16 protein-coding genes are annotated in these 26,977 nt (G+C 58.1%); 8 read left to right on the top strand and 8 right to left on the bottom strand.

What is annotated here, in order from left to right:
* The first annotated feature begins 108 nt into the window (after positions 1 to 108).
* Positions 109 to 2,928 (top strand): M16 family metallopeptidase, encoded by a 2,820-nt coding sequence (locus M3087_RS03275; RefSeq protein WP_249093738.1) that lies wholly within the window; start codon positions 109 to 111, stop codon positions 2,926 to 2,928.
* 292 nt (positions 2,929 to 3,220) lie between these two features.
* Complete coding sequence (gene cls / locus M3087_RS03270) at positions 3,221 to 4,453, top strand: cardiolipin synthase (RefSeq protein ID WP_369861210.1); 1,233 nt, start codon at positions 3,221 to 3,223, stop codon at positions 4,451 to 4,453.
* A gap of 247 nt (positions 4,454 to 4,700) precedes the next feature.
* On the opposite strand, the gene M3087_RS03265 is transcribed toward cls, so the two are convergent.
* Positions 4,701 to 6,158: a S41 family peptidase gene (locus M3087_RS03265; RefSeq protein ID WP_249093736.1), complete on the bottom strand. Its 1,458-nt coding sequence runs from the start codon at positions 6,156 to 6,158 to the stop codon at positions 4,701 to 4,703.
* Positions 6,159 to 6,302: 144 nt separating this feature from the next.
* Between M3087_RS03265 and M3087_RS03260 the strand changes: the two genes are divergently transcribed.
* From M3087_RS03260 to M3087_RS03240, 5 genes are all read left to right on the top strand, one after another.
* Positions 6,303 to 10,913 carry a translocation/assembly module TamB domain-containing protein gene (locus M3087_RS03260; RefSeq protein WP_249093735.1) on the top strand — a complete coding sequence of 1,537 codons (4,611 nt, stop codon included), beginning with the start codon at positions 6,303 to 6,305 and terminating at the stop codon, positions 10,911 to 10,913.
* The gene (locus M3087_RS03255) at positions 10,910 to 13,228 is read left to right on the top strand and encodes a BamA/TamA family outer membrane protein (protein WP_410796813.1); all 2,319 of its coding nucleotides are present in this window, start codon (positions 10,910 to 10,912) and stop codon (positions 13,226 to 13,228) included. The genes M3087_RS03260 and M3087_RS03255 overlap by 4 nt, the downstream gene beginning before the upstream one ends.
* A gap of 44 nt (positions 13,229 to 13,272) precedes the next feature.
* The gene (locus M3087_RS03250) at positions 13,273 to 13,641 is read left to right on the top strand and encodes a hypothetical protein (protein ID WP_249093731.1); all 369 of its coding nucleotides are present in this window, start codon (positions 13,273 to 13,275) and stop codon (positions 13,639 to 13,641) included.
* Between the two features lie 221 nt (positions 13,642 to 13,862).
* A complete protein-coding gene (locus M3087_RS03245; protein WP_022385190.1) occupies positions 13,863 to 14,771 on the top strand; it encodes a hypothetical protein in 909 nt (302 codons plus the stop codon).
* Positions 14,768 to 15,979, top strand: a complete 1,212-nt coding sequence (locus tag M3087_RS03240; protein ID WP_022385191.1) for an L-serine ammonia-lyase — start codon at positions 14,768 to 14,770, stop codon at positions 15,977 to 15,979. Before M3087_RS03245 ends, M3087_RS03240 begins: the two co-directional genes overlap by 4 nt.
* A 212-nt stretch (positions 15,980 to 16,191) precedes the next feature.
* On the opposite strand, the gene M3087_RS03235 is transcribed toward M3087_RS03240, so the two are convergent.
* The 7 genes from M3087_RS03235 to M3087_RS03205 all read right to left on the bottom strand — a co-directional run bounded on the left by M3087_RS03235 (position 16,192) and on the right by M3087_RS03205 (position 25,721).
* The gene (locus M3087_RS03235; RefSeq protein WP_249093729.1) at positions 16,192 to 17,238 is read right to left on the bottom strand and encodes a histidine kinase; all 1,047 of its coding nucleotides are present in this window, start codon (positions 17,236 to 17,238) and stop codon (positions 16,192 to 16,194) included.
* The gene (locus M3087_RS03230; RefSeq protein ID WP_249093727.1) at positions 17,238 to 18,629 is read right to left on the bottom strand and encodes an MBOAT family O-acyltransferase; all 1,392 of its coding nucleotides are present in this window, start codon (positions 18,627 to 18,629) and stop codon (positions 17,238 to 17,240) included. Before M3087_RS03230 ends, M3087_RS03235 begins: the two co-directional genes overlap by 1 nt.
* A 3-nt stretch (positions 18,630 to 18,632) precedes the next feature.
* A complete protein-coding gene (locus tag M3087_RS03225) occupies positions 18,633 to 18,881 on the bottom strand; it encodes an acyl carrier protein (protein WP_022385194.1) in 249 nt (82 codons plus the stop codon).
* 57 nt (positions 18,882 to 18,938) lie between these two features.
* Entirely contained in the window at positions 18,939 to 20,438 is a 1,500-nt protein-coding gene (locus M3087_RS03220) for an amino acid adenylation domain-containing protein (RefSeq protein ID WP_249093725.1), read from the bottom strand.
* Between the two features lie 294 nt (positions 20,439 to 20,732).
* Positions 20,733 to 22,010 (bottom strand): MFS transporter, encoded by a 1,278-nt coding sequence (locus tag M3087_RS03215; protein ID WP_249093724.1) that lies wholly within the window; start codon positions 22,008 to 22,010, stop codon positions 20,733 to 20,735.
* A gap of 1 nt (position 22,011) precedes the next feature.
* The gene (locus M3087_RS03210; protein ID WP_249093721.1) at positions 22,012 to 23,307 is read right to left on the bottom strand and encodes a SpoIID/LytB domain-containing protein; all 1,296 of its coding nucleotides are present in this window, start codon (positions 23,305 to 23,307) and stop codon (positions 22,012 to 22,014) included.
* On the bottom strand, positions 23,304 to 25,721 hold the full coding sequence (locus tag M3087_RS03205) for a DUF4922 domain-containing protein (protein WP_249093719.1): 2,418 nt from the start codon (positions 25,719 to 25,721) through the stop codon (positions 23,304 to 23,306). The genes M3087_RS03210 and M3087_RS03205 overlap by 4 nt, the downstream gene beginning before the upstream one ends.
* Positions 25,722 to 25,935: 214 nt before the next feature.
* On the opposite strand from M3087_RS03205, the gene rlmN reads away from it, so the two are divergent.
* Positions 25,936 to 26,970, top strand: a complete 1,035-nt coding sequence (gene rlmN / locus M3087_RS03200) for a 23S rRNA (adenine(2503)-C(2))-methyltransferase RlmN (RefSeq protein WP_106484614.1) — start codon at positions 25,936 to 25,938, stop codon at positions 26,968 to 26,970.
* Positions 26,971 to 26,977 lie beyond the last annotated feature (7 nt).

Genomic DNA, 26,977 nt, shown 5'->3' with positions numbered 1-26,977 from the left:
TCCTTCTTGTTTTTTTATTATCTGTTTTCACTATTTAGCATGTAAAATATTTGTATGTCTATGAAAAGGACTACTTTTGTTCGACAATCATTTAACTATTCAACGAACATGAAGAGAAAGTTACTTTTCCTGCCTCTGCTCTTCCTTTGTCTCTTGGGTTATGCCCAACAGATAAACTGGAACGAGGCATTGCCTGCCGACTCGAAAACGTTGGTGGGTAAATTGCCGAACGGCATGACCTATTATCTTCGTCACAATGAAGAACCTAAGGAGCGCGCCAGCTTCTACATCATCCGTAACGCCGGCGCCTTGCTGGAGAATGACGACCAGGACGGTTTGGCACACTTCCTGGAGCACATGGCATTCAACGGCAGTAAGAATTTCCCGGGCAACAGCATGATCTCCACCCTGGAGCGTCACGGTGTGTCATTCGGTGGTAACCTGAATGCCTACACTGCCCACAACGAAACGGTCTACAACATCAGCTCGGTGCCTGTGACCGATGAGGCTGTCATTGACACCTGTCTGCTGATTCTGCACGACTGGACCTATTACCTGACGCTCTCCGACAAGGACATTGACGAGGAGCGTGGTGTCATCACCGAAGAGTACCGTACCCGTAACACCAGCGCCGCCCGTCTGCAGAAACAGCAGCTGGCTGCCTTGCTGAAGGGTTCCCAGTATGTGGAGCGCGATGTCATCGGTGACTTGAACGTCATCCAGAACTTCAAGCCGCAGACCATCCGTGACTTCTATCACAAGTGGTACCGCACCGACTTGCAGGCCATCGCCATCGTGGGTGACTTTGACGTGGCAAAGATGGAACAGAAGATCAAGGATATCTTCACTTCCATTCCTGCCGTGAAGAATCCTGCCAAGCGTCCGTTCTATGAAATCCCGTCTCATGAAGAGACCTACTTCTGTCTGGCAACCGACAAGGAAGCCACCAGCTCACGGGTGGAACTGGTACGCATTTACCGCGATGAGGACAACACCGGCAAGGTGACTTATCAGGACATCAAGGACGGTCTGATGCAAAGCTTCTACAACACGATGTTGTCAAACCGTATTGCTGAAATCATCCAGCGTGGCAATGCTCCCTTCCTGGGTGCCTCCATAGGGGTAGGAGGTATGGTGCGCGGCTATGCAGGCTATTCGTTGTCTGCCACTGCCAAACCCAATCAGGAGAAGGAAGCCCTGGAGGCTGTCATCCGTGAGAACGAACGTGTCATCCAACACGGATTTACCGAGTCCGAACTGGACCGTGTGAAGACCAACATGCTCACCAGCTTGCGCTCGATGCTGAAAGACGTCGACAAGACCAACAACGAACAATACATCCGCGACATGCAGGCCAACTTCCTGGAGAATGCCGGCATGATCAGTACGGAGGACTATGTGGCTGCTGCCGAGAAGGTCATCCCGACCATCACCGCCAAGGAGGTATCAGACCAGGTGAAGAAATGGTGGAAGGCTGACAACCGTGTCATCCTTATCTCCGGTCCGAGCGAGGGTGTGACCCACCTGACCGAGCAGGAAGCCCGTGACATCATCGCAGCTACTGAGGGCAAGCCCGTGGAGGCTTATACCGACAATGTGGTAAGCGGTAGCCTGATTGCCGAGGACCTGAAGGGTTCCAAGGTTGTAGCTACGAAGGAACTTCCGCAGTTTGAGGCTGTAGAATGGACGTTGGAGAATGGTGCCAAGGTGGTATTCCGTAAAGCTGACTTCGAGAAGGACAACGTGGCGTTGAGCGCCTTCAGTGCCGGCGGTACTTCCATGTATGCCGACCTCGACCTGCTGCCTGCCGCCAGCAACGTGAGTGCTTTCGTGGCTGCCTATGGTCTGGGCGACTATGACGCCATCTCCCTGAGAAAAGTGCTGACCGGTAAGAAGGCAGGTACGGGCATCGGTATCGGCGGTCTGTATGAGAGCGTGAGCGGAAGTGCTACGCCGCAGGATTTCGAGACCATGATGCAGATGATTTACCTCCGCTTCCAGAAACCGCGCTTCGATGCCAAGGCACACGAGGTACTGCTCAGCCAGAACCGCATCCGCGTACAGCAGATGGAGGGACAACCGCAGAAGATGATGCAGGACTCTCTGAGCCTGATTTCGACGGACTACAATCCCCGTACTCTCCTCTTCAACGAGGCTTATCTGGACAAGATTACATTGGACCGTATCGAGAAAGTCTATCGTGACCGCATCTGCGATGCCAGCGACTTCACCTTCATCATTGTCGGTAATGTGGAGCAGGAAGTGGCAAAGGCAATGGTTGAGAAATACATCGGTTCCATCCCGTCACTCAACCGTCATGAGAAATGGGTTGACCGGAAGGTGAGAGGTCCGAAGGGCAAGGTGGAGAAAGTGCTCTACTTCCCGTTGCAGAACCCGAAGTCAACGGTACTCGTGTCGTTCACTCACGAAATGAAGTATACGTTGAAGGACGGTTACCTGGTTGACATCCTTGCCAACATCCTGACCAACCGCTACACCAAGTCCATCCGCGAGGAGCAGGGTGGTACATACGGGGTAGGCGTGAGCGGAAACGTTTCGCGTGAACCGGTGAACAGCTACAATATCTCCATGCAGTTCGACTGCGACCCTGCAAAGGCTGCCGAGCTGAAACCGTTGCTCTATGCAGAGGTTGACAAAGTCATCAAGGATGGTGTGACAACCGAAGAACTCGACAAGGTGGTGAAGAACGCCTTGAAGGAGAGCGAACAGAGCAAGAACCACAATGGCTACTGGATGTCTGTCCTGACCAGCTACTACCAGATGGGCATTGATTTGAACGACCCGAAGAACTACGAGGAAATCATGCAATCGCTGACTCCGAAGGATGTTCAGGACTTTACGAAGAGATTCTTTAAGAATGCCGATGTGCTTGACCTGATTCTTGCACCGGATTCTGCCAAGAAATAAGCGGCTTCCCATAAAGCCGGATTGAAAATTGCCGTCGTGAGCCGGGTGCTTGCGACGGCAATTTTTTTTGTATGCCCGGAGGATTTACTCCGCTTCCTTGCGCTTATTTGGCTGAAAAGCACTAACTTTGCAGACCTTTTATCCCAAATCGTTCATTGGCTGCTCCGAGTCTAATGAACGATTTGGGTTTAGGTTTTGAGTTTCTCGGATGGTGTCGCTCCGGCTTTCGTGTAGACCGGAACAGCTTCCGATGACCCTCTTCTTTAATTTAAACGCATTGAAGGTGAAGAATATTAGACTGATTGTTTGGATAACAGCCTGTCTGCTGTCTGTGCAGTGCTTGTGGGCACAGCCGGCAGTGAGCAGCGACTCGATAGTGAAACACTTCCTGATGGACTCCGGTGTCAAGGTGACTGAAGGCAATCAGGTGAAACTGCTGAAAAGCGGTAAGGACAAGTTTGCAGATTTGTTTGAAGAGGTGCGCCGTGCCCGGCATCATGTGCACCTGGAATATTTCAACTTCCGCAACGACTCCATTGCCAATGCGCTCTTTGCCCTGCTGGCGGAGAAAGTGAAGGAAGGCGTGGAGGTACGTGCCCTGTTTGATGACTTCGGGAACATGTCCAACAACCAGCCGTTGAAGAACAGTCACCTGCGCAAGCTGCGCCGGTTGGGAATCCAGATTTATGCCTTCGACCCCATCCGCTTCCCTTACGTGAATCATGTCCTGAAGCGTGACCACCGGAAGATTGTGGTCATTGACGGACGTGTCGCCTACATGGGGGGCATGAATGTGGCGGACTATTACATCAACGGGACGGAAGTCGTGGGCAAGTGGCGCGACATGCACATGCGGGTGGAAGGTCCTGCCGTGGCGGAACTCCAACTGATTTTCATGGACATGTGGAAGCAGGTGACCCACGAAGACCTGGTTGCACAAGCCGCTTATTTTCCACAGCCCGAGGCGGTGACCGACAGTGTGGAGATGGCGATTGTAGACCGGTATCCCGGACGTACCCCGAAGTCGATACGTCGGGCTTATGTAGCATCCATCGACGCGGCACAGCGGAAAATCCAGCTCATCAATCCATATTTTGTCCCGACCCATTCCATCAAGAAAGCCCTGAAGGACGCCATCGATCGCGGCATCGACGTGGAGATTATGATTTCCGCCAAGTCGGACATCCCCTTTACGCCCGACGCTTCCACTTATTTTGCCTATCAGCTTGCCAAACGGGGTGCAAGGGTCTATCTGTACAACGGCGGATTCCATCATTCCAAGATTATGATGGTCGACGACATCTTCTGCACGTTGGGTTCCGCCAACCTGAACAGCCGCAGCCTGCGCTACGATTATGAGGTGAATGCGTTCATGTTCAACCGGGATGTGACCGACGAGCTGATCCGTATGTTTGAGGACGACAAGCTCTCTTCCACGCCGCTGACACGGGAAGTATGGATGCGCCGTACCCCTTGGAAACGCTTCGTCGGCTGGTTTGCCAACCTGTTTGCCCCTTTCCTGTGATTCCCTGAATACATCCCAAAACTGACTAGTCTCTGTTTCCGTCAACACGGCGGCTCAATTCGGTACACACAGGCGTTTGACATAGAACAAGTGGGGGATTAACAGACCAAAGTATAATACTTAGCCTGCCAAAGTATTATACTTAGACCCCCTAAGTATTATACTTTGCTCCGTCAAGAGCAGGTGCATAGCGTGTCTATACCGTGTGTCCGTCACGTCCATCCCGTATGCTTGTCGTGTCCAGTCTTTATTCCGTCAGGATAGCGGCAGGAAGATGCTTCTTCTGCCAGGTCGAATAGCCCGGTGTCAGGGCACGGGTAAAGCGGGTGGGGGAGGTCCCTTCGTCGGTAGACGTATCGGGGTTCTCCGGGTTCTCAGGCTCCTCCGGAGTCTCAGGTTCCTCGGTCGACCCGGTGTTCTCGGCATTGGGCGGAATGTTGCCTTCTACCCACTCCAGGGTATTGGCAAGGAGCAGCTCGCGTTCGTCGCCCAGGTCATACCAGGGGAAATAGGACAGCTCATTGATGACATACCGGGGCTCGAAGCCGGAGGCATAGTCCGACTCACCCTTGGCATTGTAGACGGTGGAAGTCACGGGGTAGATGACAAAGTCATACGGACTGTCGATGCGCGTCATGGCGACATTCTTGCCGGTGGTAGTTACGCCGATGAGGTTCACCTCCATGTAGGGGCGCAGGCAGTTGATCATCATTTCCGAAGCTGATGCCGTGTAGAGACCCGAGATAATGAAGAGGCGTCCCAGGTTGAGATTGTAGGAACTGTATTGAGGGTCGAGGTTCAGGGCGTAGTTCAGGTCCTGCCGTTTGTCGTTGAACTCGAAGTGTGCGAATTCCTCTCCCAGTGCACTGGAGGGAGCCAGCAGACTACCCAGTTCCTGGGCGCTGGTCACATAGCCTCCCTGGTTGTAGCGCAGGTCGAGGATGAAGTCGTTGACGCCCGCCTGCCTGAATTGCTGGAAGACGGAGAGCATCTGCTGCATGTAGGCGACATCGTCCGTGTTGTTGTCGTCGCGTCCCCTCATGAACTCGTTGTAGACCAGATAGCCAATCTTCCGTCCGTTCCGTTCGATGACCTTCTGTACGAAGAAGGGATTGTTTTCCATTGCCACGGCAGCCGGGAGCGTCACCTCGCGTGTCTCAGGCATCCACACGATGTTTCCCGTTGTCGGGTCGGTCATGGGTGTCGAGAGAGTCAGGCTGACACCCGAGCCGGTCGTCAGCAGGTCGGCATTCGAGGAGCTGACGTTCTTGCCGTTGATGGCGGTGATGCAGTCGCCCCGTTTGATGCCTGCCTGTTCGGCTGGAGACCCCGGCAGGACAAGCAGGACACGTGCCGTCTGGTGGGTCGTTGTTCCCGTAGGGTCGTTGCTGACGACAACGTCCATGCCGTAAGTGACGGGTTGCAGGTAGCTGCGGGTCCGGCTCTCCTCCTTCATCTCCAGGTAAGAATAACGGTCGTGCGAAGCCAGCAGCATGGGGAAGAACTCATCCACGGGGTAGAAGTAGTTTTCCGATTTCAGCTCGGGAATCTCCTGGTAGTAGAGATAGACATCCTTCATCTGGTTGGCAATCCACTGGTCCTCCTCCGTCTTCTCGATATATTCGTGGGTGCGGTCTTCGCCACAGGAGCTCAGCAAGGAAGCGACGGTGAGCAGGAGACCGGTCAGGTAAATGTTTCGTTTCATGTCTGATAAGATTTTTTGTCGTTGCAAAAATAGCCGATTCCACGCACATACGGCAAGGAGTGAGCCTTTCTTTTCGGACTTTTTAGGAGCTTCGCCCAAGATTTTGTACTATATTTGCCTCTCGATATCCCTTGTGCGCAAGTTATGAAGAAATTCCTGAAGGTGGCGGGACTTGTGATAGCCATTCCCGTCGGCTTGTTTATCATATTGGCTGTCCTGCTCTATGTTCCTGCCATCCAGAACTTCGTGGTGGACAAGGTGACGGGCATCGCTTCCGAAAAGACCGGCATGCAGATTCGTGTGGACAATGTGCGTCTGGGTTTTCCGCTCAGCCTGCGTGTCAACGGGGTGGACATCCTGTCGCATCGTCAGGACACCCTGCTGTCTGCCGGACAGTTGCAGGTCGATGTCCAGTTGCTCCCGTTGCTCCGTAAGCAGATTGAGGTCGACGGCGTCAGTCTGAAAGACGTACGGATGAACACCGAGGACCTGATTCCGTCCGTTGCCCTCCAGGGGACGTTGGGCGAATTCTACCTCTCGTCGCACGGAGTGGCACTCGACCCCGAGATTGCCATTGTCAACAAGGCCCTGCTGCGCCGGACACACCTGACCGTCAGTCTGCGTGACACCACTACTACAGATACCACTGAAACCTCTTCCCCCACGTACTGGAAAATCCTGGTGAAAAGCCTCCAATGCGAAGACGTCGATGTCGCGTTGCACCTGACCGATACCACACGGATGGCTGTCGGACTGGGCAACCTCGACCTGCAGGGAGGGGAAATCGACTTGCGACACGCTGCTTACAGCCTGCGTCGGCTGGTTGTGAAGGACGGCGCCTTCTCGATGGACAATGACACGTTGGAAGCCCTCCCGGGACTTGACCCTGCCCACCTGTCTTTCACACAGTGGAATGCCGAGATTGATTCGGCGTCTTATCAGGGACGGCGGATGGCGGCTGTTATCCGGAACTTTGCGTTGAACGAGCGTTCCGGTTTGCAGGTCCGTTCGTTTACCGGACGGCTGGATGCCGACGACGAAGCAATCCGTCTGCCGGAGCTTCGCCTGGAGACCTCCGACTCGTATGTGGAAACACGTGCCCGCATCGACTGGAAGGCACTGGAGGGAGGCGGCACTGCCGACATGAGCGTCCGTCTGCTTGCCGAACTGGGTAAGCAGGACCTGATGCTGCTGGCAGGTGGCATGCCGGAAGCCTTTGTGCGTGCCTACCCGAATGCGCCGCTCACCCTGCGTGCCGGGGTGGACGGCAACATGCAGCAACTGAAACTCACCGGTCTGCAGTCCGAGCTGAAGGGTGTCTATGAGCTGAGTGCCAAGGGAGAGGTCTACGATGTGCTCGACAACAGGAAGCGTCGGGGCGAAGTGGTGCTGGATGCCGTGACGCATGACCTGGACTGTGTGGCAGCCCTGGCAGGTCTGGCGGACAGTACCCTGGTCATCCCGCGGGGCATCACCTTCAAGGGCAATGCCGGGGTTGCCGGTGAACAATACACGGCGGACCTGGTGGTCACCGAGGGCACCGGTCGGGTGGAGCTGCAAGCCGACTGCCGGACGGATACCGAGACGTATGACGTGACATTGGCGGTGGACAGCCTCTACGGACGGGACTTCCTGCCTCACGATTCCTTATATTATGTGTCGGCTACGCTGGCGGCTCACGGACGCGGGTTTGACCCCTACCATCCTGCCACGCACGCACAGGCAGACTTGTCGGTGGAACGTCTGCAATATGCAGCCTATGACCTGACGGACCTGAAGCTCCGTGCTTCCCTGGCAAAAGGCGATGCCCGTCTGGAGTTTGACAGCCGGAACCCGTTGCTGGCAATGACGACCACCCTGGATGCGCAGTTGCGTCGCCGGGGAGTGGGCGGACGGTTGTTGGTGGACCTGGCGGACGTCAACCTGCCGGAGTTGCAGGTCGCTTCATTCCCCTTCCATGTCGGGGCACTGTTCACACTCGATTTCCGTACGGACTTCCGCAAGACACACTGGTGCAAGGGAGCACTGGAGAACCTGAGCTTCCGTTCGGAAAAGAACAACTATAAGGCGAAGAACCTCTATTTCAACGTAGACCTGCGTCCGGACTCCACCTGCATCAATGCCGATGCCGGCGACTTGAACCTGCACCTGGACGGACGGCGCGACATCCAGTCCATCATCCGGGCACTCTCAACCTTTGGGACGGAGTTGGCTGCACAGGCCGAGGACAAGTGGCTCGACCAGAACAAGCTGAAGGCACTCCTGCCGGACCTGTGCCTGCGCTTGAAGGTAGGTACCGATAATCCCATATACAATTACCTGGCGATGAACGGCTTCAAGTACGACGAGCTGTTTGCCGACTTTGACACTTCGCCGTTGAGGGGCATCAACGGGACTTCCCACATCTACTGCTTGCGCACCGACAGCCTGCAACTGGACACCATCCGTCTCAACATGATGCAGGATTCGTTGGGCGTGAAGCTCTTTGCCGAGGTACGCAATGCCCCCACCAACCGCCAGTTCGTCTTCGATTCCCGTCTGAATGCGTTCATCCATCCGAAGGGGGCGGGGCTGGAGCTGAACTACTACGACAGCAAGGGCGAGCAGGGAGTCCACCTGGGACTGAATGCCACGATGGCAGACGACGGACTGCGCTTCAAGTTCTACCCCGAGCAACCCATCATTGCCTTCAGTCCCTACCGGCTGAACCGCGACAACTACATCTACCTGCATAAGAACGGCCATGTGGAGGCTGACCTCCGGCTGGATACCCAGGACGGCGGACGTGCCTTCCAGCTCTATTCCGCTCCCGACACGGACGCTTGGCGCGACCTGACCGTATCGCTCCATCGGGTCGACATCGGCAAGCTGATGCAGGTGCTCCCTTACCTGCCCGACATCGAAGGCATCCTGGATGCGGAACTCCACTACATCCAGGCCGACAGGAACAGCCTGTCGGTGGCTTTCGAGACTGCCGTGGACTCGCTGGTGTACGAGCATACGCCGGTGGGCGACATCGCCTGTTCGGGCATTTACCTGCCCAAGGAGGACAACACCCACTTTGTCGACGCCCGCCTCTCCCTGGATGAAGAAGAAGTCGTGGCGCTCTCGGGCGACTACCACAATACCGGCGACGGACTGTTGGATATGACTTTGGGATTGAAACACTTCCCCCTGAAGCTTGCCAACGGCTTCATCCCGGACCGCATGGTGACGCTTTCAGGAGACCTCGACGGGGAGGTTGCCGTGAAAGGACGTACGGCGGCTCCGGTCATCGACGGACAGCTGGCACTCGACTCCGTCATGCTGGTGGCAGATGCCTACGGGGCACGTTTCCGGCTGGACAACCGTCCCGTGACCATCGAAGGCAGCAAGCTCAAGTTTGACAACTTCAGTGTGTACACCCGGGGCAGCAACCCGTTTGCACTGACGGGAACCGTAGATTTCTCCAACCTGACCAATACCCTGCTGGACCTCCGCATGGTGGCGCGGAACTATGAGCTGATCAATGCGCCGCGGCAGAAGAACTCGGTGGTGTTCGGCAAGGTCTATGTCGACATCTTCTCGACGCTGAAAGGCGATATGAACAACCTGAAGATGCGGGGAAACATCAACGTGCAGGGCAACACCGACGTCACCTACATCCTGAAGGACTCCCCGCTGACGGTAGAGGACCGGCTGAGCGGGTTGGTGACCTTTGTGGACTTCCGCGACACGACGGCCGTGCTGACTCCCGTGCAGCCGGTCTATACGGCTGGAGGAGTGGACATGCTGATGACCCTTCAGATAGATGAGGGGGCACAGGTGCGTGCCAACCTGAGTGAGGACGGCGAGAGCTACATCGCACTGAACGGAGGCGGTACGCTCTCGATGCAGTACACACCGCAAGGGGAGTTCCTCCTGTCCGGACGCTATACGGTGGTCGGCGGACAGATGAAGTATGCCTTGCCGGTCATCCCGCTGAAGACCTTTTCGCTGAAGAACGGAAGCTATGTGGAGTTCAACGGTAACCCGATGAACCCTGTGATGAACATTGCCGCTACGGAGCGTGTCCGTACCACGGTGACGGAGAACGATGTGCCCCGTTCGGTGAACTTCGATGTGGGTGTCGCCATCACCAATTCGCTGGAGAACATGGGGCTGGAGTTCACCCTGGAAGCACCCGAGGATGCGGGTATCCAGAACCAGCTGGTATCCATGTCGAAGGAAGACCGGGGCAAGCTGGCAGTCGCCATGCTGGCTACGGGCATGTACCTGGGTGAAGGGGGAGGCAGCAAGTCCAACGGCTTCAGTGCGAACAGTGCGCTGAACTCGTTCCTCCAGAGCGAAATCACCAACATTGCCGGCAATGCCCTGAAGACGGTGGACATCACGGTCGGCATGGAAGATGCCACGTCGGCAGACGGGTCGCAACATACGGACTACTCCTTCCGCTTTGCCAAACGTTTCTGGAACAACCGCATCAGCATTGTCATCGGCGGACGCATCTCTACCGGTAACGACGACCCCAACAAGGGAGGCACGTCGGAATCCTTCATCGACGACATCTCGGTGGAATACCGGCTGGACAACAGCGGAACGCGCTACATCCGTGTGTTCCACAACACCAACTTCGACAGCATGCTCGACGGCGAGATTACCGAGACGGGTGCCGGTATCGTGCTGCGCAAGAAGGTGAGCAAGCTGAGCGAGCTTTTCATCTTCCGCAAACGGAAGCAACCCGACCGCAACGAACAACCAAGAACTGAAAAATGATGAGACGACACGATTACCTTTTCTATATAGGTGTGCTGGCGCTGCTGTTGGCTGCCTGCTCCACCACCAGGAATCTCCCTGCCGACGAGGTGCTCTACATCGGTATCAAGGACACCGAAGTCGTGAACAAGGACAAGAGCGATGCCGGGAGCACCGCACTGGAGGAAGTGGAGGCAGCCTTGGCGTGTGCGCCCAACCATGCCCTGATGGGAAGCTCTTCCATCCGGGGACCGCTCCCCTATACGCTGTGGATATACAACAAGTATGTCAACAGCCAGTCGAAGTTCGGACGCTGGATGTTCGACAAGTTTGCCGCCACGCCGGTGTTCATCTCCACGGTCAATCCGGAACTGCGTGCCAAGGTGGCGACGAACGTCCTGCACAACTACGGCTATTTCCGGGGCAAGGTGGACTATGAAGTGCTGCCCGACGAGAAGAACCCCCGCAAGGCAAGAGTGCGCTATGTGGTCGACATGCAGCAGCCCTACTACATCGATACCCTCGTGTATGAAGGCTTTCCCGCTCCGGCGGACAGCCTGATTCAGGCAAACCGGAAAGAAGGTCTGTTGCTCCCCGGAGACAACTTCAACGTGACCCAGCTGGAGGCGGAACGCAACCGCATCGCCACGCTCCTGCGCAACAACGGGTACTACTACTACCGTTCCAACTACATCACTTACCTGGCGGACACCGTGCAGCACCGGGGACATGCCAGCCTCCGGATGCAGCCCGTGGCAGGCCTTCAGGCGCAGGTCAACCGTCAGTACACCGTGGGAGACCTGCGGCTGAACATGTACGACAACAACCGCTTCCGTGACTTCGAGCATTCCATTACCCGTCCGGGCATCTCCATTAACTACAACGGGGACAAGATACCGCTCCGTCCCGGAGTGCTGTTCAACAACTTCCGTTTCCGTCGGGGCGAACTTTACTCTGCCCTGAAACAGCAGTACACCCAGGAGAACATCAACAGCATGGGGCTGTTCAGCTCCGTGGAGTTCCAGTATATACCCCGGGACACCACCGGACGCAACAACGTGCTCGATGTGGACATCAATACCCGCTTCGACAAGCTGCTTGACGGCGAGCTGGAGTTCGACTTCAAGTCAAAGAGCAACGACCAGATGGGACCCGGCGCCTCGTTTGCCGTGTCGAAACGCAATGCCTTCCGCGGGGGAGAGACCTTCTCGGTACAGCTTGACGGGTCGTATGAGTGGCAGACCGGTTCCTCGGTCGAGGGCAACAGTGCGGTCATCAACTCCTACAGCTACGGCATCTCGATGGCTGTCGACTATCCGCGGCTGGTCATCCCCTTCTACCGTCCGCGCTGGTCGCCGTTCAAGCGGACGTCGCAGTTCAAGATTTACATGCAGAAGCTCAACCGTGCCGGCTATTACCGGATGCTTTCCTTCGGAGGAACGGCAACCTACACCGTGCAGACCTCTCCCGTGTCGCGCCACACGTTCACTCCCCTGCGACTGACCTTCAATGTGCTGCAAGGGACTACGGAGAAGTTTGACTCCATCCGCAATGCCAACCAGGCACTCTACATCAGTATGCAGAACCAGTTCATCCCCGCCATGAGCTACACCTATACCTATGACGACACCCCGTTCAAACGCAAGCGTCACCACACCTGGTGGGAGACCTCGGTCACCTCGTCGGGCAATGTCACGTCGGGCATTTACGCGCTCTTCGGAAACCGGTTCAATGAAAAGGACAAGATGTTGCTGGGTAACCCCTTTGCCCAGTTCCTGAAGGTGACTTCGGAGCTGCGGCGGACCTTCTCGCTGGGTGACAAGCTCTCACTGGCTACCCGTGTGTTCGGAGGAGTCATCTATGCATACGGCAACTCTTCCGTCGCTCCCTACAGCGAACAGTTCTACATCGGCGGCGCGAACAGCATCCGTGCCTTTACCGTCCGCTCCATCGGTCCCGGACGTTACCAGCCGCAGACGGGCATGTACTCCTACATCGACCAGACGGGAGACATCAAGCTGGAGGCGAATGTCGAACTCCGCTTCCCCATTTTCGGCGACCTCTACGGGGCGACCTTTCTCGATGCCGGCAACATCTGGCTGTTGCGCGAGGACGCACAACGTCCCGGCGCCAAGTTCTCGCTGAAGGACTTTGGCAAGCAGATAGCCCTGGGTACGGGTGTCGGCTTCCGCTATGACCTGGAATTCCTGGTGCTCCGCCTGGATGTCGGCATCGGCCTGCATGCCCCCTACGAGACCTCGCGCAAGGGGTATTACAACATCCCCAAGTTCTGGGATGGTCTGGGCTGGCACTTTGCTATCGGCTATCCCTTCTAATTCCTTTTCTCCCTTTATACACTACAGCCTTATCCTTTCTGCGTATGAAACGGAACAGACCCTCAGACAAAATAGTGCTCATCGCCATAGGCGTGGTGATTGTCTTCGCCTTCAAGCTATGCCGACGGGAGCATACCGAACCAGCCGACAGGTGGGAGGACGGCTCCCGCATCTCTTTGCCCGTCTTCTCGGGAAGCTCCGTCTCCGGTCCGTCTTCAGACACCCTGCAGAATGTGTCCGGTGGAACGGAATACTCCCGACAGCGTCCGTCGAACCGCCAAGAGCGTGACTTGTGGAACCGCCGGAACATGACGATGGACGGCGACGGGGATATCAACCCTGCCGATGCAGACCCGACGGAATATGACCTGATGCAGGAAGACCCCGACCTGTATGATTTCAATGCAGATTGACAATCGTCCCTGTCGTCGGATGCGGTGCCCGGCAGCCTGCACCCTGTCCGTCTGCTTTCTCCGCCCGATGGGACGGTAAGGGGACAAATGACCGATTCGGATTGAAAAAAGACGAAAGAACAGTACAACGCATTCTTCGATTTTCCCTAGCTTTGCAACGCGTTAAGGAGAAGGCACATCGCCCCCTTGACCATTGTCAAATTTAAAATCGCAGTATAGAAATGAAACCTACATTGTTTGTGCTGGCTGCCGGTATGGGCAGCCGTTACGGTGGTTTGAAGCAACTTGACGGGCTGGGTCCCAACGGGGAAACCATTATGGACTATTCTATCTTCGATGCCATCCGGGGTGGCTTTGGTAAGATTGTGTTTGTCATTCGTAAGGATTTTGAGAAAGACTTCCGTGAAAAGATATTGAGCAAATATGAGAACCACATCCCTGTGGAGCTCGTGTTCCAGTCTGTTGACAAGCTGCCCGCCGGCTTCACCTGTCCCGAAGGACGTGTCAAGCCGTGGGGAACGAACCATGCCGTACTGATGGGAAAAGAGGTCATCAATGAGCCGTTTGCGGTGATCAATGCCGATGACTTCTACGGACGAGACAGCTTTGCCGTTCTGGGACGCTGGCTGAGCGAACTGCCCGAAGGCGCGAAGAACCGCTATTGCATGGTGGGCTTCCGTGTCGGCAACACCCTCTCGGAGAGTGGAACCGTGGCACGCGGCATCTGTTCCACCAACGACGAAGGTTGTCTGACCACCGTCGTGGAACGTACCGAAATCATGCGTGTGGACGGAAAGGTATGCTACAAGGACGAACAGGGCGCATGGGTTGCCGTGGACGACAATACCCCCGTCTCCATGAACATGTGGGGCTTCACTCCCGACTATTTCAAGTATTCCGAAGACTACTTCATCGACTTCCTCAAGAACAACCTCGACAACCTGAAGGCCGAGTACTTCATCCCCTTGATGGTCAACAAACTCATCAATGAAGGAACGGCTACGGTGAAAGTGCTCGACACCACGAGCAAATGGTTCGGCGTGACCTATGCAGCCGACCGTCAGGGTGTGGTAGACAAGATTCAGTCGCTGGTTGATGCCGGTGAATATCCCTCTAAATTGTTTGAATGAAATCCATCCGAGAAATCTATCGCATCGGTCAAGGACCTTCGAGCAGCCACACCATGGGACCCCGTAAGGCTGCCGAAGCTTTCCTTGCCCGTCATCCGGAAGCCACCTCGTTCGAAGTGACCCTGTACGGCAGTCTGGCTGCCACCGGCAAGGGACACATGACCGACGTGGCAATCATGAATGCTTTCGCTGACCATGCGCCTGTCCGCATCCTCTGGGAACCGAAGATATTCCTGCCTTTCCATCCCAACGGCATGCTGTTCAAGGCGATGGACGCCAACGGGAACATCACCGAACACTGGACCGTCTACAGCATCGGCGGAGGGGCACTGGCCGAGGAAGGCAAGACGTTGGCAGAAGGTGAGGACATCTATGCCATGGACAGCCTGGTGGACATCATGCACTGGTGTGAACGTACCGGCCGGAGCTACTGGGAGTACGTCCAGATGTGTGAGGACTCCTCGCTGTGGGACTATCTGTCGGAAGTATGGAAAACGATGGAGGCTGCCGTCGTGCGCGGCCTCGATCAGGAAGGCGTCCTGCCCGGTCCGCTCAACCTGCGGCGCAAGGCGGCTTCTTACTACATCAAGGCATTGGGCTACAAGGATTCGCTCCGTTCGCGCGGACTGGTATTCGCCTACGCCCTTGCCGTCAGTGAAGAGAATGCTTCCGGTGGACGCATCGTCACCGCACCCACCTGCGGGTCTTGCGGGGTGATTCCCGCCGTGCTGTATCACCTGCAACAGAACCGTTCGTTCAGTGAGATGCGTATCCTGCGGGCACTTGCCACGGCAGGACTCATCGGGAACATCGCCCGTACGAAGGCGTCCATCTCAGGAGCAGAGGTAGGCTGTCAGGGAGAAGTCGGTGTGGCGTGTGCCATGGCTTCGGCGGCAGCTACCCAACTGTTCGGCGGCAGTCCGGCACAAATCGAGTATGCGGCGGAGATGGGGCTGGAACATCACCTGGGCATGACGTGCGACCCTGTCTGCGGTCTGGTGCAGATACCCTGCATCGAGCGGAATGCCTACGCTGCCGCCCGTGCCCTGGATGCCAACATCTACTCCACGTTCACCGACGGTTCGCACCGGGTGTCGTTCGACAAGGTGGTCGAGGTGATGAAACAGACAGGGCATGACCTCCCTTCGCTCTACAAGGAGACGGGAGAGGGCGGTCTTGCCAAGGATTACCGTCCGATGGACGAATAAGCCCTTCTGAAGACGACGGGCGGATGAGCCGCTTGTCAAAGGTCAACATGTTAAACGAATCGCCTGAGAAGGACCTTCCTCTCACCAACATACAAGCTGGTGGCGGAAGGGGCTTCTCAGGCGATTTGCTATCAGTCAAGTCGGTTATTGGATACCCAAGGATAAGGTTCGATTGGAATTCAAATACCGTTTGAAGGCTTCTCAAAGTGCGTTCATCTTGACTTTCTTCCTTCGTTCTCCTCATAGACAGTTTGCAGCAGCCTTTCGCCGAGGATGGGACGGTAATGTCCGCGTTCGTAGTAGTTGTGGTAGTCGGCGGTGTAGGCGTTGATGCCGCTGAAGTCGAAGACGACACCCCTGCCGAAGAGGTGGTCAAGGGCAGCCTTGTCGGCAGGATTCAGCTTGAGCTGGTCGTAGTCGGGACTGATAATCAGACGCACCTTCGTACGGTGGCGGTGCAGGAGGGCAGCTATCTGTCGCAGGAGCTGTGCCTGTTCGTCGCCGATGACCGGTGCCGCCACCACTTCCTGTGCCGGGCGGGGAGGGAACTCCTTGGGACGGTTGCGCCAGTAGGCTTCCTGCTGCTCGTCGATGAGGCGTTCCCGGGGATTGAGCGCGTCGTTGTTCTGCGGATTGCGTATCCGTCCGTAGGGATTCATGTATTTCATCGAGGAGGAGATGGTGCCCGTCATCCTGTAGCGGAGGTAAGCGAAGAGGAAGTTCGGAAGGGCAAAGGTCTGGAGCAGCTTCAGCTGTACGCCGACAAGGCTCTGTCCCGACACCTCGGGAGGGAGGAGGAAGCTGTAGCCCGATTGGACCTGGCTGCGCGACAACGAGGTGCCGTCGAGCACCAGCAGTACGTTCTTCAGCTCGGCACTGTCACGTTCGAGGGCCTGCAGCTTCAGGTAGATGGCACGCATGCTCTCGCCGTTGCCGAAGAGGCGGATGGCACGGTCGCCCGGGTCCAGGTGCTGTTCCCACATCCGGCAGGGGAATGCCATGGTGCACGAGTTGCCCAGGATGAAGGAGTTGAAGGGGATGCTGTCGCGGTTGTTCCGGTAGATGTTCCATCCCACCATCTCTTCGTTGAGCATCACGGCGGAGTCGTAGACGGGGTAACGGCGGAGCGTCATGAAGGGGTCGTCGTGGAAATAGAGCACGACGATGCCGGCGAAGGGGAGGAGCAGGAGGAGTGCTTTCAGGACAAGCTTCCGTGCGGCGGAGCCTGACTGGAGGGGAGGGGTATTCGGTTGTTTCATCAGAATTGCAGGTAAATGAAGTTTTCCGTCCCGAACTTGCCGTAGGCGAAGAGGACGAAGACAAACAGGTAATAGAGCACCCAGCGCAGGGCGGCAGGCTGACGTTCCAGCCGTTGCAGTACGTCGCCCCGTGCCATGAAGTGCTCATAGACCAGCAGGAGCAGCAGGGTGGCTCCGGCGACGATGCAGCTGCGGTCGGGGATGCCGATGGAGACTTCCTTCCAGCTGCTGTGCACGCGGAAGGACAGGTGGCCGATGTAGTAGAAGGCTTCCTCCAGCGTCTGTGCCTTGAAGAAGATGAGCGACAGGGCGAAGACCAGGTAGGTGCGCACCTGGGAGAGGAGGGTGAAGAGACGGTTGCCGAGACGGTTGCGCAGGGTGTTGCGGGCTTTTGCCGTCCGCTGTTCCCACACGATGACGATGCCCTGGATGAGTCCGTAGACCACAAACGTCCATCCTGCCCCGTGCCACACGCCGAGGGCGACGAAGGTGACCAGCAGGCTGCCGGCGATGCCCCACTGTCCCCATCCGCGGACGACGGACGCCAGCGGGAGGTAGAGGTAGTCGCGTACCCACGACGAGAGCGAGATGTGCCAGCACCGCCAGAACTCTGCCGTGGTCTGCGACGTGAAGGGGCGGTCAAAGTTGGGCGACAGCCGAAGTCCGAAGAGCAGGGCGCCGCCGACTGCCATGTCCGTGTAGCCCGAGAAGTCAGCATACAGTTCCACAGGATAGAGCAGTGCCGCCATGAGCAGCTGCACGCCCGATGCCTCGTGGACCGACGCGAACACATGGTCGATGTAGGGGCCCAGGTGGTCGGCAATCATCAGCTTCTTGATGAGTCCCACGAGGATGAGCTTGGCGCCGTAGGTCATCATGGGATAGGTGGCGGGGCGCAGTTCCTTCACCTGGGCGAGCAGGTTGCCCGGACGCTCGATGGGGCCGGAGAGGAACTTCAGGAAGAGGAGCATGTAGAGCAGGAAGTCCGTCACGTTCCGTTCCGCCTTCTCCTCACCCCAGTAGACCTCCGTCAGGTAGGCGAGTGCCTGAAAGGTGTAGAAGGAGATGCCCAGGGGGAAGAGGATGGAGGTCCCCGTCAGCTTCCCGGCATAGCGGAAGCCCGTCCAGCAGAGCACCAGGCAGAGGCAGGCGCCCCAGAAAGCCGCCTGCTGGCGTCCCGGGCGGTCTGCCGTCTTCTCGATGAGGATGCCTGCCCCGTAGGCGAACAGGGCGACAGCCACCGCCACCAGGAGAAACCCCACGTGGAAGTAGCCGATGAAGATGCAGCTCGATGCGAGCAGGACAGCTTTCCGGAGACGTTGCCCCACGAGGTAGCAGGCGGCGAAGCACAGCACGAAGAGGCAGGCAAATTCAGTGGATATGAATGACATGGGCTACGGCTTCATCTTGTTGGCAATGGCGGCGCAGAGGTCGCCCACGTTCTTCATCTTGACGATTTCGCGGAAGTTGAAGCGGACGCCGAAGGCCTTCTCCACTTCGCTGATGAGCAGCATGTTGGTCAGGGAGTCCCACCCGTCGACGTCGTGGGCGGTGGTCGTTTCGGTCAGGTTCAGACTTTCGTTCTTCAATACGTGTCGGAAGATCCCGTTGAGGGCTTCCAGGATTTCAGCAGTTGTTTTCATTCGGTTGTGTTTTGAGTGTGTACAAGTGAATCAGTGAAATGCGGCGGGACGGGTGGTCTACCCGATCAGTTGCCTGATGCGCGGACGGTCGGTCTTGTTGCTCTTGTTCAGCGGGAAGACCGGCAGGAAATGGATGCGCTTGGGCAGCATGTAGGCAGGCAGACGGCTTTGCAGGTGCTGCATCAGCGAGGCGGTGTCCTCGGGGGCATGTTCCACCACGAGGTGCAGTTCGCAGCCGCCTTCTCCCTGCAGGGCGAGTACGACCGCATTGCACCGGTGGGCATAGAACTCCTTGGCGCAGTGCTCGATTTCGCCCAGCTCGATGCGGAAGCCCTGAATCTTCACCTGGTTGTCCTTGCGTCCGCAGTAGATGAGGTCTCCGTCCGCATCGCGCCGGCACAGGTCTCCCGTCCGGTAGTAGAGCCTGCCGTCCCGACGGACGAAGCATTGTGTCGTCAGCTCCGGTTGCTGCCAGTAGCCTGTCATGAGTTGCGGTCCGCTGAGCCACAGCTCGCCGGTGGTGTCTGTGGGGAGGGGCTGTCCGTCCTCACCGACGATGACTGCCTTCATCCCGGCAAAGGTTTTCCCGATGGCGACCATGCCGTTGTGCTGCTTGCAGCCGTGTGCAGGCACGGTGTAACGGGTACAGTAGATGGTGGCTTCGGTCGGTCCGTAGAGGTTGATAATCTCTGCATGGGGGATACACGGACGGAACGCCTCGAGCAGGTCGGCGTCCGAGGCTTCGGCGGTGACCACGAGGTAGCGCAGGTCCGGGAAGCTGAGTTCGTGGAAGTAGGGACGTGCCAGCCGCAGGACGGAGGGAGCCACGGCAGCGAAGGTCAGGCGGTGCCGTTCCATGAGGTCGAGCACCTGGAGGTACTTCATCCCTTCCTGCGGCACGGTGTAGACGCAGGCGCCCAACGTGAGCGGGTAGAAGAACGACACCACCGAGACGTCGAACGTCAGCTCGAACATCTGCAACAGGCGGTCGTTCTCATTGAGCTTCCAGCCCAGCGAACGGTAGGCGGCATAGAAGGCGTCGAGGTTGGCATGGCTGATGGGGACCCCCTTCGGCGTCCCGGTGCTGCCTGACGTGAAGATGATGTACGCCGTCGTGTCCGCGAGGAACGTGTCGGGCGGAAGGTCGGGACACCCTTCGTCAGCGGTCGCCCCTTCGGCTGTGCAGCAACGGGGGATGGGGAGGTCGTCCGGGAGGATGTCCTGCCGGGCATACAGCACCAGCCCGATGCCGGCTTGTCCCACAATCTGCCGGTTGCGCTCGGCAGGGTAGTCGGGGTGGAGGATGACGTACGCTTTCCCCGTGAACCAGGCGGCGAGCAGGGAGGCATACGTCTCCATGGTGTTCTCGCCCGTCACGCCGACGACATCCCCGGCGTATCCTTCCAGCCGACGGCAGATGACGGCAACCTGCCGGAACAGTTGCGCATACGTGTATACCTTCTCTTCAATCACCAGGGCAGGACGCTCGGCATGTCTCAGGGCGGCAGTCCGGATGGTCGCCAGCAGGTGCCGGCGGTTTGCTTCGATATGAATCATAATTATTGTGTTGTTTTCCCCGAAGACTGCCTTTTGCCGGAATACTACTATTCCCGGATGCCTAAAAAGTGTGAAAAGACGGAAGATTCCCTTCGTGGGGGACAGGTCCGGTTGGGATGAAGCCTGGGCTTGTACCTTCTGCCGAGCAGGCTTGTACTTCGACTATACCGGGGATAGACGGACCAAAGTATTATACTTAGGCACCCTAAGTATTATACTTAGACCCCCTAAGTATTATACTTTGGTCCATACGGGTACGGGGTTAGTCACGTCTGTCCCTGACTTGGTGAGGCTCTAGGTGCGGTCTTTCTTTCCGAACGCCGGGTCTATCTTCAGCAGGGCGGTCACGGCGAAGGTTGCCGCGCAGCAGACCATGACCCAGATGAAGAAGTGTTCGTAGCCCATGAGCTCCTGCAGCTTGCCGGCTACCATGCCGGGCAGCATCATGCCTAGTGCCATGAAGGCGGTGCAGATGGCATAGTGCGCCGTCCGCTGTTCACCCTGCGAATAATATATAAGGTAGAGCATGTAGGCGGTGAAGCCGAATCCGTAGCCCAGCTGCTCCACGAAGATGCACGAGGAGATGACCCACAGGCTGTCCGGTTGGGCATAGCTGAGGTAGACGTAGACCAGGTCGGGGAGGGAGATGGCCCACACCATCGGCCACAGCCAGTGCTTCAGCCCGTGACGGGAAGCCGCTATTCCGCCGATGATGCCGCCCAGGAGCAGCCCGATGACGCCGACGGTGCCCTGCACGAAGCCCACTTCCTGCGTCGTCAGTCCCAACCCTCCTTCCGACACGGCGTCGATGAGGAAGAGGTTCGAGAGCTTGGCGAGCTGGGCTTCCGGCAAGCGGTAGAGGAGCATGAAGAGGACGGCTGCCCAGGCACGCGGCTTGGTGAAGAAGCTGACGATGGTCTGCCCGAAGCCCAGCCAGATATTCCGTCCCTGCATGCCGGACGGGATGCGGTCGGCTGTCGGACGGGGCAGGATGTACAGGTGGTAGAGGTAGAGGGCGATGAACAGTCCCCCCATCAGGAAGAAGGTGAGGGTCCAGGCGTAGGAGATGCGTCCGGTGGTGCTCTCCAGCCACCCCGCCAGCATGATGAGCAGCCCCTGTCCGGCAATGGTCGCGATGCGGTAGAACGTGCTGCGGATGCCCACGTAGAGCGACTGTTCGTGGGGCGTGAGGGCGAGCATGTAGAAGCCGTCGGCTGCGATGTCATGGGTCGCGGAACTGAAAGCCATCAGCCAGAACAGGGCGAGCGAGGCACGGAAGAACCCGTCGAGCGGCAATGTCAGGGCAACCCCGGCGAGCGAGGCGCCGATGAGCAGCTGCATGGTGGTAATCCACCAGCGTTTGGTCTTCATCAGGTCGATGAAGGGACTCCAGAATGGCTTGATGACCCAGGGCAGGTAGAGCCAGCTGGTGTAGAGGGCAATGTCGGTGTTGGAGATGCCGAGCTGCTTGTACATCACCGTGGAGATGGTCATCACGGCAACGTAAGGCAAGGCTTCGGCGAAGTAGAGTGTGGGAACCCAGCCCCACGGAGCGTATTTCGTTGTTTTCATGTCAGTAGCGTGTTTCAATCGTGGTGTGCGGATAGTAGTGATGGAGGATGGCGTCGTACGTGTAGCCTCGTTCGCCCATGACGGCTGCACCTATCTGGCACAGACCCACGCCGTGTCCCCATCCGGCTCCGAGGAGGGTGAAGCGGGCAGGCGGAAGCGACCGGTCACAGTCGACCACAAAGGCGGAGCTGAACAGGTGGGACCGGGAGAGCGCCCGGCGGATTTCCAGTTCCTTGCCCAGCGTGAACGTCCGCCGGGTGCCCTCGATGCGCAGGCGGCAGATGCGTCCCGACGGACCCCGTTGCAGCGGGACCAGCCGCAGGATGTCGCCAAAGTCGATGCCCGTCCGTTCGCGGAGGAGCGTCGCCAGTTCCGCCTGGGTGTAGGTCACCCTCCAGCGGTAGAAGTCGGTGGTCTCGCGGTCGTAGGTGTTGAGCACCTGACGGAGGATGCGGGCGTCCGAGGTGTGGCAGAAGGCGTCGGGGGCGGAGCGTATCCACCGTTCCGCCTCTTCCTCCCGGGTGAGGTCGGGCAAGGGTGCCGTCGTCCCGGCTTGGTCGCGGGCGGGTTGCAGGTAGGCGTAGTCGGTGTCGTCCCAGCAGGTGGAGAAGCGTTCGGTGATACCGCCGCAGCATTTCGAGAAGCGGGCGTCACAGATGCGTCCGTCCGCCACCAGCACCTGTCCGGCAGTCTCGCGCACGGCACGGAGCACGTTGGGGTTGTCCGCACGGGTCACGCCCTGGTAACGTTGGCAATGGTCGTCAGCACAGACATCGAAGCGTGTGTGGTCCTCGCGGTCATACCAGCGGATGAGGCTGTCGTCCGTCCGTACGGCCGACGGGGCGTTGTGGAGGTGACGCTTCTCCATCTGGACCAGCAGCCAGCTGCGGGAGATGACGGCATGCGCCTTGAGGAACTCTGGCGAGGAGGTCGCTTTCATTTCCGAGGAGATGACGCTCACCAGGTAGTCCTCCACCGGCAGGCGGTTGATGGCGAGGAGGCGTCCGTCAGCGACAAGGAGATGCAGCTCTCCGCGGAACGTCTGTGTCTCCCGACGCTCCCAGTGAAAGCCCACGCCGATGGTGACATCCCGGAGCGAGAACGAGGCGTCGGTGTCACAGGGGCGGAAGAGGAATGCCGCCTGCTGCACGCCGTCGATGCAGACCTGTCCTTCCCGGACGGTGGCTTGCCGGATGCCCGGCATGACGGGAGTGCCGTTGACGGTGTAGCCTCCGTGCAGCTCGAAGGAAAGGCGGTCGGCTTGCAGGATGCCGACCTGTACGAAGGGTTCGCTCATGACAGGCAGCTTTTGAGGGTTTCGACCATGCGCCGGCAGTCGGCTTCCGGGATGCCCACTTCGGCAATCAGGGCAGCGGCGGTGGCTGCCGTCAGCCGTTCGAAGTCCTCCCGTCGGGGAGTGATGATGAGTCCGCCCATGTCGAGTGCGCCCGGACTGACGAGCGGTGAAGGATAGGAGGCAGGGCGATGCTTGCTCCGGGGCAGGACCACGACGACGGTGGCGTCCGTCTCCTGCCATGCCAGCAGGTTGATGCCCGGTTCGGGTACGACGGACAAGCCCGGACAGGCAGCCAGGCAGGTGTGGAACACCCTTTCGGCTTCTGCATCGTTCCCCCGGCAGAAGAGCACCCAGCCGGGACAGGCATAGCCCTCCAGCGTGTAGGCGGAGAGACTTCCGTCAGCCGACTGAAGGAAAGGCTCGGCACTGAGCCAGCGGTGCAGGTCCCGTTCCAGGGGGACGACTCCCCGGCTGCCTGCCTGGAAGTGCAGATGGTCGGGAGCAGAGGCGCCGCAGCGCGGTCCGTTGTAGAACACGAGATGCCCCGTCAGGCTGCGTGCCATGCGGAGCAGGTCGATGAAGTGTCCGCGGATGCGTTGCGGGGTGTGCACGAGGCAGGGCAGGGTGAAGTGCCGGGGCAGGATGGGATAGGGGTTGACGAGCAGTTCATAGTGGTCGAAGCACGGGCGGTGCAGCTGTTCCTGCGGACGTTGCGGCAGGCAGAGGAAACACGGGCGCTGTGCCAGTGTCTCCCGGTCCATCTTTGCCCCAGTGGACACGATGCGTGCCGGGTTATGCTGCAACACCAGTCCGTTCTCCAGGGTGCGCTGCTCCACGTGCGCCAGTTCGTCGTAGCGTCGGCGTGTGTCGTGCCAGACTTCCAGCTGACGGCGGAAGTAGCTGTCGGCTTCGGCTTCGTCGGGGCAGCAGGCACGCCGGTCGCGGTTGTGGCGGATGCGTGCCTCCACCTCGAGGGTACGCAGACGGTCCTTATAGAGGTTGTTGGCATTGATGCGCTCGATGCTGAGGGCGGCGTCGGAGTTCCCTTCCCAGCGACGGCAGAGGTAGACCACGTCGTACACCCTGCCGATGCGGTAACGGCGGGAGAGCGTCAGTCCTGCCGCATAGTCCTCGCCGTAACTGGTGTTGGGCAGGAGATGCTGCCGCAGCAGAGGCGTATGGAAGGCACGCGGCGCTCCCAGCCCGTTGATGCGCAAGGCGTTGTTCCTGCCATTGTCGGGCGTCCACTCGCGGTGGTCGATGATGCCCGGCGGAAGGGTGTTCAGGGCAAAGTCCGTCATGCGGTAGGTGCCGATGACCATGCCGCACCGTTGGGTGTAGAAGGCATCGACCAAGGTCTGGAGCGTGTGCTCGTCGCTGTACAGGTCGTCGCTGTCGAGCTGGACGGCAAATTTCCCGCATGCCGGATGGAGGATGCCGGTGTTCCAGCAACCACCGATACCCAGGTCGTCCCGCTGCGGGATGAGATGCACGACGCGCGGGTCGTCGGCATACCGCCGGATGACCTCCGTGGTGCCGTCGGTGGAGTGGTTGTCGATGATGATGAGGTTGAAGGCGAACGAGGTCTGTTGCCGCAACACCGAACGGATGGCATCCTCGATGGTACGGACTCGGTTCCGGACAGGGATGATGACCGATGCCTCGACGGGGAAGGATGCCGCATGCAGGTCGATTTCCTCCCAGTCGTCTGGCTCCAGCCAGGCACCGAGTTGCTTCAGGTGGTCGGTGCAGATGCGTTCCATCTCCAGCTGTACGGCGCGGTTCCTGGGGTCCACGTAGTCGAACTGTTTCTCGCCCGAACGGCGGTTGTCCGTCTCCACTTCCGCATACAGAAATTCATTCAGGTGAACGATGCGCTCCGTCCCTTGTGCCGCTAGCCACAGCCGGAAGTGGTACAGTCCGGCATACGTGCAGTCCGGCACTTCTCCCTCGAAACAACGCCGGAAGTCGTTGCCGTCGACCAGCCACAGGGCGCCGAAGTCAAAGTCGTCGCGCAGGCTGCCCCGTTGGTAGTCGATGGTGGGGTGGGGCGTCCGTGTGCCGTCAACCTTCACCTCGTAACGGTCGGTGTAGACCAGTCCGGCTCCCGTCTGTCGTGCCACTTGCAGCAGACGTTCCAGGGCATGAAAGCCCAGTTGCACCGTCACCGGACGAGTGCAGAAGAGCAGGTATTCGGCATCTCCGGACGCCTGAGCCAGCTGTTTCAGTCCGTCGGTGGAAACAAAAGACGCCCCCGGCAGGAGCGTACATCCGGCAGGAGCTTCCGGTAATCCCGAAGTGCCGGTCAGCAGGAAGATGGAAGAAGGCTGTCTGTCAGTCTGCAAGTCGCGGAGCAATGCCTGCATCGGTTCCGGGTCGGCATAAGGCAGAAAACAGCAGAGTGTGGTTGTCATAAGCTTCGTGTTTTTGAGTATGTCCAAGTGCTTCGACCGCCGCGAGCCCACGTTGTCGCTCAGAGGAGGTCAGAGCCTGTACGATTTGGGGCTGAAAGGTCTGTCAGACCGGTGAAAGTTCAGCCGTCTACGTGATAAAGTGGCGCAAATATAAGGAATATCGTCGTTTTTTCTTTTACCTTTGTCTCGATAAAATGAAGACAAATTCAAAGAAATGGAGAATCAGAAACAACCTCTGCTGGGAATGACCTTGTTTGAGTTGCAAGGTGTGGCGGCAGAATTGGGCATGCCCAAGTTCGCAGCCAAGCAGTTGGCATCCTGGCTTTACGATAAGAAGGTGACGAGCATCGACGAGATGACGAATCTCTCGCTCCGCCACCGCGAACTGTTGAAAGAACGCTATGAAGTGGGCGCTTCCGCTCCGGTTGAGGCGGTGCGCTCGGTCGACGGGACGGTGAAGTACCTGTTCAAGACTCCTGAAGGACGTTTCATCGAGTCGGTCTATATCCCCGACGAAGACCGTGCCACCCTCTGTGTGTCCTCGCAGGTGGGCTGCAAGATGAACTGCCTCTTCTGCATGACGGGCAAGCAGGGCTTCTCTGCCAACCTGACCGTCAACCAGATACTGAACCAGATTTATTCCATCCCCGAACGGGACACGTTGACCAATGTGGTCTTCATGGGCATGGGCGAACCGCTGGACAACCTGGACAATGTGCTGGGAGCCCTCACCATCCTCACGGCAGACTATGGTTACAAGTGGAGTCCGAAGCGCATCACCGTCTCTACGGTCGGCTTGCGGAAGGGGTTGCGCCGCTTCATCGAGGAGAGCGACTGCCACCTTGCCATCAGCCTCCATTCCCCGTTCCCCGAACAGCGCAGCATGCTGATGCCTGCCGAGAAGTCCTTCTCCATCACGGAGGTGGTGGACCTGTTGCAGGACTATGATTTCAGCAAGCAACGCCGGCTGTCGTTCGAGTACATCATGTTCAAGGGCGTCAACGATTCGCAGATTTATGCCAAGGAGCTGGTGCGTCTGCTCCGCGGAGTGGACTGCCGCATCAACCTCATCCGCTTCCATGCCATTCCCGGGGTCGACCTGGAAGGCAGCAGCATGGAGCACATGACGGCTTTCCGCGATTACCTGACGAACCACGGCGTGTTTACCACCATCCGTGCTTCACGCGGAGAAGACATCTTTGCCGCCTGTGGCATGCTCTCGACCAAACGGATGCAAAACAAGGAGTAAGGCTTGG

The sequence above is a fragment of the Mediterranea sp. ET5 genome, from assembly GCF_023337025.1.
GTDB lineage: Bacteria > Bacteroidota > Bacteroidia > Bacteroidales > Bacteroidaceae > Phocaeicola_A.
Note: the sequence above shows the minus strand (reverse complement) of the source record. Positions and strands in the feature narration are given on the sequence as shown.

Coding starts and splice junctions, on each gene's coding strand:
- rlmN (WP_106484614.1), top strand. CDS start 25,936: ATGGAGAATCAGAAACAACCTCTGCTGGGAATGACCTTGTTTGAGTTG.
- M3087_RS03205 (WP_249093719.1), bottom strand. CDS start 25,721: ATGACAACCACACTCTGCTGTTTTCTGCCTTATGCCGACCCGGAACCG.
- M3087_RS03225 (WP_022385194.1), bottom strand. CDS start 18,881: ATGAAAACAACTGCTGAAATCCTGGAAGCCCTCAACGGGATCTTCCGA.
- M3087_RS03220 (WP_249093725.1), bottom strand. CDS start 20,438: ATGATTCATATCGAAGCAAACCGCCGGCACCTGCTGGCGACCATCCGG.
- M3087_RS03275 (WP_249093738.1), top strand. CDS start 109: ATGAAGAGAAAGTTACTTTTCCTGCCTCTGCTCTTCCTTTGTCTCTTG.
- M3087_RS03235 (WP_249093729.1), bottom strand. CDS start 17,238: ATGAAACAACCGAATACCCCTCCCCTCCAGTCAGGCTCCGCCGCACGG.
- M3087_RS03265 (WP_249093736.1), bottom strand. CDS start 6,158: ATGAAACGAAACATTTACCTGACCGGTCTCCTGCTCACCGTCGCTTCC.
- M3087_RS03245 (WP_022385190.1), top strand. CDS start 13,863: ATGAAACCTACATTGTTTGTGCTGGCTGCCGGTATGGGCAGCCGTTAC.
- M3087_RS03230 (WP_249093727.1), bottom strand. CDS start 18,629: ATGTCATTCATATCCACTGAATTTGCCTGCCTCTTCGTGCTGTGCTTC.
- M3087_RS03260 (WP_249093735.1), top strand. CDS start 6,303: ATGAAGAAATTCCTGAAGGTGGCGGGACTTGTGATAGCCATTCCCGTC.
- M3087_RS03250 (WP_249093731.1), top strand. CDS start 13,273: ATGAAACGGAACAGACCCTCAGACAAAATAGTGCTCATCGCCATAGGC.
- M3087_RS03240 (WP_022385191.1), top strand. CDS start 14,768: ATGAAATCCATCCGAGAAATCTATCGCATCGGTCAAGGACCTTCGAGC.
- M3087_RS03215 (WP_249093724.1), bottom strand. CDS start 22,010: ATGAAAACAACGAAATACGCTCCGTGGGGCTGGGTTCCCACACTCTAC.
- M3087_RS03255 (WP_410796813.1), top strand. CDS start 10,910: ATGATGAGACGACACGATTACCTTTTCTATATAGGTGTGCTGGCGCTG.
- M3087_RS03210 (WP_249093721.1), bottom strand. CDS start 23,307: ATGAGCGAACCCTTCGTACAGGTCGGCATCCTGCAAGCCGACCGCCTT.